The organism is Massilia sp. P2_C2 (assembly GCF_056404615.1).
Map to the genome: position 1 here is coordinate 1 of NZ_JBFUDR010000282.1, position 8241 is coordinate 8241.

At 62.2% G+C, this 8241-nt stretch carries 9 protein-coding genes; 3 read left to right on the forward strand and 6 right to left on the reverse strand.

Annotated elements, in window-relative coordinates; genetic code table 11:
• Positions 1 to 968: S1C family serine protease (locus tag AC1DYX_RS24555; RefSeq protein WP_477263732.1), on the forward strand; the 968-nt coding region annotated here is incomplete at its 5' end.
• 259 nt (positions 969 to 1227) lie between these two features.
• Positions 1228 to 1860 (forward strand): methyl-accepting chemotaxis protein, encoded by a 633-nt coding sequence (locus AC1DYX_RS24560; protein ID WP_477263734.1) that lies wholly within the window; start codon positions 1228 to 1230, stop codon positions 1858 to 1860.
• 7 nt (positions 1861 to 1867) lie between these two features.
• Here AC1DYX_RS24560 and AC1DYX_RS24565 read toward each other — a convergent pair whose 3' ends face one another.
• The 5 genes from AC1DYX_RS24565 to AC1DYX_RS24585 form a co-directional block, all read right to left on the reverse strand.
• Positions 1868 to 3529 carry a rhamnogalacturonidase gene (locus AC1DYX_RS24565; RefSeq protein WP_477263736.1) on the reverse strand — a complete coding sequence of 554 codons (1662 nt, stop codon included), beginning with the start codon at positions 3527 to 3529 and terminating at the stop codon, positions 1868 to 1870.
• Between the two features lie 69 nt (positions 3530 to 3598).
• Positions 3599 to 5344: a ClcB-like voltage-gated chloride channel protein gene (locus tag AC1DYX_RS24570; protein ID WP_477263738.1), complete on the reverse strand. Its 1746-nt coding sequence runs from the start codon at positions 5342 to 5344 to the stop codon at positions 3599 to 3601.
• Between the two features lie 296 nt (positions 5345 to 5640).
• Positions 5641 to 6255: a nucleotidyl transferase AbiEii/AbiGii toxin family protein gene (locus tag AC1DYX_RS24575; RefSeq protein WP_477263741.1), complete on the reverse strand. Its 615-nt coding sequence runs from the start codon at positions 6253 to 6255 to the stop codon at positions 5641 to 5643.
• A 30-nt stretch (positions 6256 to 6285) separates the two neighbouring features.
• Positions 6286 to 6489, reverse strand: a complete 204-nt coding sequence (locus AC1DYX_RS24580) for a hypothetical protein (protein ID WP_477263743.1) — start codon at positions 6487 to 6489, stop codon at positions 6286 to 6288.
• Complete coding sequence (locus tag AC1DYX_RS24585) at positions 6467 to 7549, reverse strand: type IV toxin-antitoxin system AbiEi family antitoxin (protein ID WP_477263744.1); 1083 nt, start codon at positions 7547 to 7549, stop codon at positions 6467 to 6469. The genes AC1DYX_RS24580 and AC1DYX_RS24585 overlap by 23 nt, the downstream gene beginning before the upstream one ends.
• Positions 7550 to 7746: 197 nt before the next feature.
• Here AC1DYX_RS24585 and AC1DYX_RS24590 point away from each other — a divergent pair, with 197 nt between their 5' ends.
• Entirely contained in the window at positions 7747 to 8010 is a 264-nt protein-coding gene (locus AC1DYX_RS24590) for an alpha/beta fold hydrolase (protein WP_477263746.1), read from the forward strand.
• Here AC1DYX_RS24590 and AC1DYX_RS24595 read toward each other — a convergent pair.
• The coding region (locus AC1DYX_RS24595; RefSeq protein WP_477263748.1) for a sensor histidine kinase at positions 7976 to 8241 on the reverse strand (266 nt) is incomplete at its 5' end. The two genes, AC1DYX_RS24590 and AC1DYX_RS24595, sit on opposite strands and share 35 nt — an antisense overlap.

Genomic DNA, 8241 nt, shown 5'->3' on the forward strand with positions numbered 1-8241 from the left:
TTCGAGAAAAGCTCGGCCTTCAACTTCAACTTCCCGCTGCCGCTGACTTCCTTAAAGTCGACGCAAATATTTTGATTCATGTCCGTGCCGATTTTCTTCTCGGCTTCACGCTGCTGGACATGAATCAAAATATTTGCGTCGACTTTAAGGAAGTCAGCGGCAGCGGGAAGTTGAAGTTGAAGGCCGAGCTTTTCTCGAACAAGCTGCAGAAAGTTGTGTACTCGCGCGACATTGAAGCCACGTTCTCGGCCGAAAAGAAAATCGAGGTGGAAGCGTTCGTTGACGCAATGATCGAAAAGGTATTGAACGTCATGTTCGCGGACCCAAAATACGTGGACAACTTCCGCGACAAAACAGTCATCGCTTCCGACACCCCGGCCAACGTGATTCTGGTGAAGAATGGCGCCAAGCCCACCAATAAGATGGACAAGGAAGCGAACGGCGTCATGAGTGCCGTCGTGACGATCGAAACGGGCGGCACCAGTGGTTCTGGTTTCTACATCGGGCGCGACGGTTACGTCATCACCAATCAACACGTAGTGGGCAATGCCAATTATGTGAAAGTAAGGTTGGCAAACGGTTACTCCGTGCCTGGACAGATTGTGCGTAAAGACCCGGCGCGCGATGTGGCCCTGATCAAGACCGAAATCGAGCCGCCCGTGGCGCTGTTCGTACGCACGACGGCGACGAGGGTCGGCGAGGAAGTGTTCGCCGTAGGTTCGCCGTTCGGCGCGCAGCTGAAAAACACGGTGACACGCGGCATCCTCAGCGGCGAGCGTACGTTGAATGAGCAAAGGTTCATTCAAAGTGACGTCAGCATCAACCCGGGCAGCAGCGGTGGACCGCTGGTCGATGCCGAGGGCGGTCTGATTGCTGTCGCCGATTTGAAGAAGCAGGACGCCAGTGGCATTGCGATGTTCATCCCGATCGAGGAAGTACTTGAGAAATTGGGGCTGAAAATCCAGTAAGGAACGTCACCAAAGGCCGCCTTTAGCCGACATCGGTGTCGTTTGCGCCTGCCCATCTTTGGGCCGGCCTCACGTCCCGGGTGCAGATTCCGGAACGGTTTGACTCAAGTTAGTGCGTGAACGTACCCCAGCCTCGCTCCGGGTTGGCACGAAACCTGCATTAATTCATTGCATCAGCCGCCACCAGCGGCCAAACCCTCCGGAGCCGATGATGTTGCAAGCAGGAAGTCCCCCCACCCATCCTACCGTCCAGTCCGACGTGAAGCTGTCCGGCGACGTGTTCGGTGCTCTGATCAACCTGTCCGGCCGGCGGCGCTTCACATCCCAGCGGGTGGTACTGTATTCGGTACTGGCGTCGCTCGGCCATGAAGGGGCTGACCAGACCGCCCGCGACACGCTGGCGGCCTTCAAGGAGGCGCATATGACCCTGGTGGAAGGCAAGCAGGGTTTGCCGGGCATCTTCTGCCAGCAGTTGCAGGAGGCTTATTTCGGCACGCTGCAGGGGGATAGGATCGTGCGCGACTTCATCGCACTGGCCGAGAGCGCGCTGGACGCCATCGCCACGGTGTCGCGCCGCGCGCCCGGGCTGCTGGATGAACTGGTACGCAGCGCGACGCCGCTGCTCAGCGTGCTCAACGCCCTGACCCTGGTGTATGAGGAACAGTCCAAGCGCCATGCCCTCCAGCAGCGCAGGCAGATGCAGCAATTAATGGGTGACATTAAAACCATCGCACGGCAGGCGCGCATGGTCGCCTTCAACGCACAGGTCGTTGCTGCGCGCGCAGGCCCGGTCGGCAAGGAGTTTGCCGTGGTCGCGAGCACGATGACCAACGTCACCGGCGAGATCGACGAACTGGTGCAGACCGCCCTGGCGAGTTCGCTGGCCTACTGATTCCGGATCAGATGCGTTTCCGCTGCCCGGCGGCGGGAATGCGCTGATCCTTCACCCTGCGCGTATCCCGCACCGCGAAGTCCGTCACCGACCGCAAGTCGAACAGCGCCGCGCCACCGCTGCCTGGCTGGGCGTTGACCGCGCTGAAACTGGCGTCCCGCACGTCCTCCAGCACGAAGGCCGCACGTGTCTCGGGCTGCGCATAACTCAGCGTGACATGGTCGACCTCGATGCCTGCCGCATGGCGCACATAGATGCCATAGGCCGGGCATGGCCCGAACATGCCCGGCTCGGGATACGCTTGCGGTTTTTCCAGCGGGACCACATCACGCAGGCCGGCCGTTCCGCCGCCTTCGACGTGCAAGCGCAGGTTGGACAGGTGGATGTCCTCGACCGGATGGCCGGGCAAGCCGCTGATGGTGCTGGTGAAACTTCCCTGGGCGCCCGAGACGACGATATTGCTGATGTTGACACGCTTGATGGAGCCGACCGGTGGCGCATCCGGCCCGCGCAAGCGCGCGCCGAGGTAGATKAAGATCGGATCGTTGGCCACCTTGCGCATGGTGATGTTGGAAATCGCGATGTCTTCGATATGGGACCCGTCCACGCTTTCGATGGCGATGCCGCGGCAATCGTCGAAAACACAGTTGGTGATCGTGATGTTCCTGAAGTCCCCGTTCGATTCCGTGCCCAGCTTGATGCGCCCAGTACGGCCCGAGTRGTACCCGGGGGCGCTGCGTTTGAACGTCCCATCCAGCAACGTGCCGACGTCGAAGTTGCCTGCCAGGTAGCAATCGGAAATCGTGATGTTCTCGCAGGCGGCCACCTTGCCAAGCGCATAGGACGCCTTCAGGCAGATGCCGTCATCCCAGGGCGAATTGACACTGCACCTGGAAATGCGCACATTGCTGCAGCAATCGATATCCATGCCGTCGCGATTGGTATCGATGCGCAGGTTATCGATGGTCATGTTGCTGCATCCGGTCGCCAGGATGCCAAAGTGGGCCCCCATCAGGATCCCGAAGTCGCGCAGCAGGACGTTGTTACATTCACGCAGCGAGATCGCCTTGTTGCCCTCGCCGGGTCCGGCGTCGGCGTCATAACGCAAGCTTCCGTCCGGCAGGGTCCTGTACCCGGGGTTGAGGCCCTTGCCGTGAATGCAGCCGCTGCCGGTGATCGCCACGCTTTCCAGGCCAATGCCCCAGATCAGGCTATTCTTCCAGTGGCTGTGGCCGAAGTCCTGGTAGTCTCCGGCCGCCTCGTTCGGCTCCGGCCGGTCATATTGCGCGATGTTCCAATCCACCGCTTCGATCACCGCACCCGCTTCCAGGTGCAGCGTGATACGGCTTTGCAACCGGATCGATGCGGACAGGTACGTACCGGGCGGGAAATACACGGTGCCGCCACCGGCTTTCGCCACCGCCTCGATGGCCGCGTTGATGGCGCCGGAATCGACTGTCCTGCCGTCGCCGCGCGCTCCATAGTCGCGCACATCGTGGCGCACGGCGGCGGGCAGCGGCACGCCTTGCGCCTGCGCGCTGCCGCATAACCCGCCGGCAAACATCACCGGCAGGGATCCCGCAATTCTGGCGGCTGAACCAAGGAAATGACGGCGTCGCGAAAGATTATCCATAAAATCGATAAGTGGGGAAAAGGAACCGCAGCTCATCGATGTTATCGATTTCATAACCGGCATGCAAGAGATTCATGAACGCAGGATTAACGTTGACCGGCCTGTTCATCCTTCCGCCTGCACCCCCAGCGGCTCCCGGTTCAACCGCACGTAAGCATCCAGCACATCCGTCTTGTGCACGGCCCCGAGCAACTCGGGATCGTCCACGCTGCGCACGGCCGGCAGCCGCTCGCCGAAGTGGCGCATGAACTGGCGCAGCGCTTCCTCGAGGCCCATGTCGGCACCGATGACGGGCAGGGCATCCGGACGCGCGATGTCGGCGCACGTGCGGGCCGAGGCTTCGTCCTGCTGGTACAGCGTGGCGACGTCGTGCAGGGCCACGACGCCGCGGTAGCGTCGTGCGTCGTCGACGAGGTAGACGTATTTCACCGGATGCTGGCGGAACAGCGCGGCGGCCTGCGCGATGGGAGCGTCCAGCGGCAGGACGGTGTCGGCGGGGCGGATCAGTTCCCGCATGCGGATCGCGCGCAGGCGCTCGCGCTCGTGCTCGTCGGCCGCGCGGCGGGCCGTGATCTCGTACATCGACGGCCCGTTCACGGCGCGCGCGACGGCGAAGGCGACCACGCAGGCCAGCATCAGCGGCAGCATCAACGAATAGCTGAGCGTCATCTCGAAGATCATCAGGATCGCCATCAGCGGCGCGCTCGTCGCGGCGGCCAGCAGCGCGCCCATGCCGACGGCGACGAAGGCCGCCGGCGCCGCCGCCGTCTCGGGCCACAGCGCCTGCGGCACCAGCGCGAACAGATGGCCCACGGCCGCGCCGACGAACAGCGTGGGCGTGAAGATGCCGCCGATGGCGCCGGAACCGCTCGTCAGCAAGGTGGCCGCGATCTTGCAGACGAGGACCACGAGCACCGCCTGCCACAGCCAGGACTGGTGCAGCAGCGCGTTCACCACGCTGTAGCCGTTGCCCCAGACCTGCGGCACCCAGACCGAGATCGCACCGACACCCAGTCCGCCGAGCGCGAGCCGCAACGGCAGCGGCAAAGGACTGCCCGCGAACAGGCGGCGCGTGCGCTGCAGGGCGTACAGGAAGGCCGGCGCGACCAGCCCCGCGAGCACGCCGAGCGCGACGAACCACACGACTTCCAGGTTGGCGATGGGCGCGAAGGCCGGCATCTCGTACGTCGGGTGATAGCCGGGCAGGCGGCGCATCGTGATGTTGGCGACGACGGCGGACACCATGATCGGTCCGAGGCTGTTCATCGTGATGGCACCCAGGATGATCTCGGTGACGAAGAACGCGCTGGCGATGGGCGCGTTATACGCTGCGGCGATGCCGGCCGCCGCGCCGCAGGCCACGAGCAGGCGCAGGCGCACGGTGTTGAAACGGGCGATGCGGCCGATGACGGATGCGCTCATCGCGGCCAGCTGGATCATCGAGCCTTCGCGGCCGATCGAACCGCCGGATGCGATCGACAGCAGCGACGACACGCTGTTGACGAGCGTGAGCCCCACGGGCACCTTGCCGTCGCCGACGGCGACGACCTCCATGTAGTCGGCGCGCGCACCGGCCGACTGGCGGCGCGCCAGCACCAGCAGACAACCCGCCACGAATCCGCCGGCGCAAGGCGTCAGCAGGCGCGCCTGCCAGGGCAGGGCGGTCGCGATTTCGACGAAGGAACCGCTGCGGCCGAACAGCAGCGCCTGCAGCAGGGTCAGGCCGTCGCGGAAGAGGAGTGTCGCGAGCGCGCCGACGCAGCCGACCAGCGCCGCCCACAGCAGGATGGCATTGGCGCGCAGCAGCTGCCGGAGCCGCGTGTGCAGGCGATCGGACGAAGAAACGTTCATGGTAGGGGGCGGACCTGGCGCGGCGTCCAGGGCGGCAACTATAGCATGCGTCCGCGCCAGGCCCGGCAGCCCAGGCGTAAGATGCGTCAGTCCACGGACGATTTCTGCGGATCGAATGGGATTCGCTCGACGGTCATCTGAACGGTTTCCGCAAGAGCGCGGCATTCCGGGATTTCCTGGCGAGCGTGCGGCCGTTCGTCGGCGATATCGAAGAGATGCGGCATTACGAGCGGACGGTGGTGCAGTCGCAGGAGTGAGGAACTGGTGATCCGTAGCCGGATTTATCGGAAGGCTCGTTACAGCGCTGTCATTCGAAGCCCGAGCTCGAACTGGTTCAGCAGTTTGTCTGCCATGTCGACACCAGTCGAGCGCGTCATGTGGACGATGAGTCGGTCACGCGTGCGTGGATTGGCCAGGATGGCGAACAGGACATGCAACGTGTCGTCGTGGAGGATGACGCGGGTATCCCAGCCGAGCAATGTGGCACCGGCCAGGCGCACATCGAACCCGGCAGCTTCCAGCAAGCCATACGCTTCTTCGTACATTCGATCGCCGTTGCCCGCTTCATGGTAATGCTGGAGAAGGAAAAGGAGGTCCTGCGCGTCCTTGTTGTCCTGCAGGCCTCTTTCGTTCCACGCCAGCAGCTTGAGCGCAGCAAGTGCCGGAATCGATACGACCCTGATGACCAGGCTGTTACCGGTGTCCACGTCCAATGCCGACGCCAGTGCTTCGGTATAGCCGGCGACATTCATGACTACGTTCATGTCGGGAGGCCACGCGATCCGATGCGCCTCGTGCTCTATGCCACCGAACGGGATCAGATCCAGAGGGAACGCATTGCCATATTCGGCCGGCTTGTAAAGCAGGAGATGTACTTTGTCAGCAGCAGGCGTAAACGTGCCGCTGGCCACGAGTGCTGTCTTCAGGTCCTGGAACTGGTCTCAGTTTTCGAGCGCGATGGCAAAGTCGACATCATGTGTCGCACGTCGGCTGTCGAGGCCGAACACATGGGTCATCAGCATATCGCGTGCGGTCGCGCCAACGAGAAGATAATCGCAGCCGAGTTCCTGGGTTATCGCGTGGACCGCCGCCAGTATCTCGAGAAGCACCGGATTGACTGGCTTATCGTGTCGTATCGTGTACATGTTGAATGATTCCAGGCGCGATCTGACGTGCCACTTCAATGTTGCGTGAATCGTAGGTGGCCATCAGGTCTGCATAGACCAGGTGAGGCGGTACCGCCGGGAACCACGTGGTGAAGTGATCAGGGTTCCAGAACATCTCGATGATTTCGATGTCTCCTTGGGGATCCGCCCGCAAACGGAAATCCTTGACGATATCCTTGAGTGCATGCGGGTCGTCCATGTCGACATAGATCGTGCATGCTTCCGGCTTGAGGTGTCCCGTGGTGAAAGCATCCGGATCGTTCGGGGTGCGGCCGCTTGTCAGGATCGCAGCCGCCATTTCGCCGCCCAATGCGGATATTCGAAATTTGGGATTCCACTGATCACGGAATTTGTCGAGATTGTCGGTAGCAAAACGGTATTTCCTGAGCTTGGGCTTCAGTCTGCCGGCATAGCCGCTGGCCCATTCATTCAAAAACAGTTCCGGTGTGCGGATCATGCGCTTGCCGCCCGGTGCCGTGCCGATCAATCTGCGCGATTCGAGGGTTTCGAGCGCCTTGCCGATGGCGCCGGTCGATATATGTGCCCGTATCGAAATTTCTCGATAGGAAGTGTTGAGCAGTTCGGGTTCGGCCAGGGAGGCAAACATCATCCTGAGCGCCATCGGCGTCATCGTATTTTTGACCTGGGGCTGTACAGCGGCATTGACGCGGCGGCCGCTCACATGGACATAGACGCCCGCCTCGTCATTGATATAGGCGTTACCTGCCGTATCGATGAACTGTAGACCGATATCGCGGCAGCGTTTGGCCATGTCCGGACTCAGGGGGGAACTGACCAGTAAGGTGTGCTGCACGTTGCCGAGYCGGTTCAGCAGATCGAAGGGCAAGGCGTATCGATCGACCTTCTTCTTGACTTCGCAGTTATATCGTAATTTTCGCCCATTAATCATGAGTAAGACCGCGGCGTCGACATTCCCTTTGTCGAGGATCTCGCCTTGAATACCTGTCGAATCATGTAGCGCATCCAGGGCGCTGGCGACCATCCCGGTCCCGCTATCGGACATAAATCGGTTGTTCATGATTTTTGACTTTTTACGTTACGTGAACAGCGTCGAAACATGAACAAGCATACACCGCTTTTCATCTTCCGAGTGCGTTCACGTTACGTGAACATCTAAAAAAAGTGAACAGATGAGTTGCTGAGCGGATCGTCCCGCAGCTCAAGCGTGCGAACCGTCGCGCGTCGGCGATCTACACTGCCAGCCGGGCGGACCCCATGCCCTACATCAAGGCGTCCGGCCCGCATCCCACCGATCTGTATTACTACGAGCGGGGCGCAGGCCGCCCCGTCGTGCTGGTCCACGGCTGGCCGCTCAGCCATCGCATGTGGGAGTCGCAGATCACCGCCCTGTCCGGCCGGTGCTCGCACGAGATGGTCAAGGGCAGCCGGCTCGAAGTCCTGCCGGGGGCGCCGCACGGCTTTGCGGCCACGCATGCGCGCCAGCTCAATGCGCTGATGCTGGGTTTTCTGCGGTCCTGATCCGGCTGCCGGCAAACTCGATGCGCACGGCCAGCCCGCGCGCATCGGGTCCGGCGTCGAGCACGATGCGTGCGCCATTGCGCGCCGCCGCCCGTTCCGCGATCGCGAGACCCAGGCCGCTGCCCGCCTGGTCCTGGCCGGGCACGCGGTAAAAACGTTCGAACACCCGCGCGCGCAGCGCGGGCGGGATGCCCGGGCCCTCGTCCAGCACCGTGATGCATGGGGCGGTGC

Excerpts from the sequence above, each read along its gene's own strand:
- AC1DYX_RS24570 (WP_477263738.1), bottom strand. The coding sequence starts at position 5,344 with ATGAACGTTTCTTCGTCCGATCGCCTGCACACGCGGCTCCGGCAGCTG.
- AC1DYX_RS24580 (WP_477263743.1), bottom strand. The coding sequence starts at position 6,489 with ATGTACACGATACGACACGATAAGCCAGTCAATCCGGTGCTTCTCGAG.
- AC1DYX_RS24590 (WP_477263746.1), top strand. The coding sequence starts at position 7,747 with ATGCCCTACATCAAGGCGTCCGGCCCGCATCCCACCGATCTGTATTAC.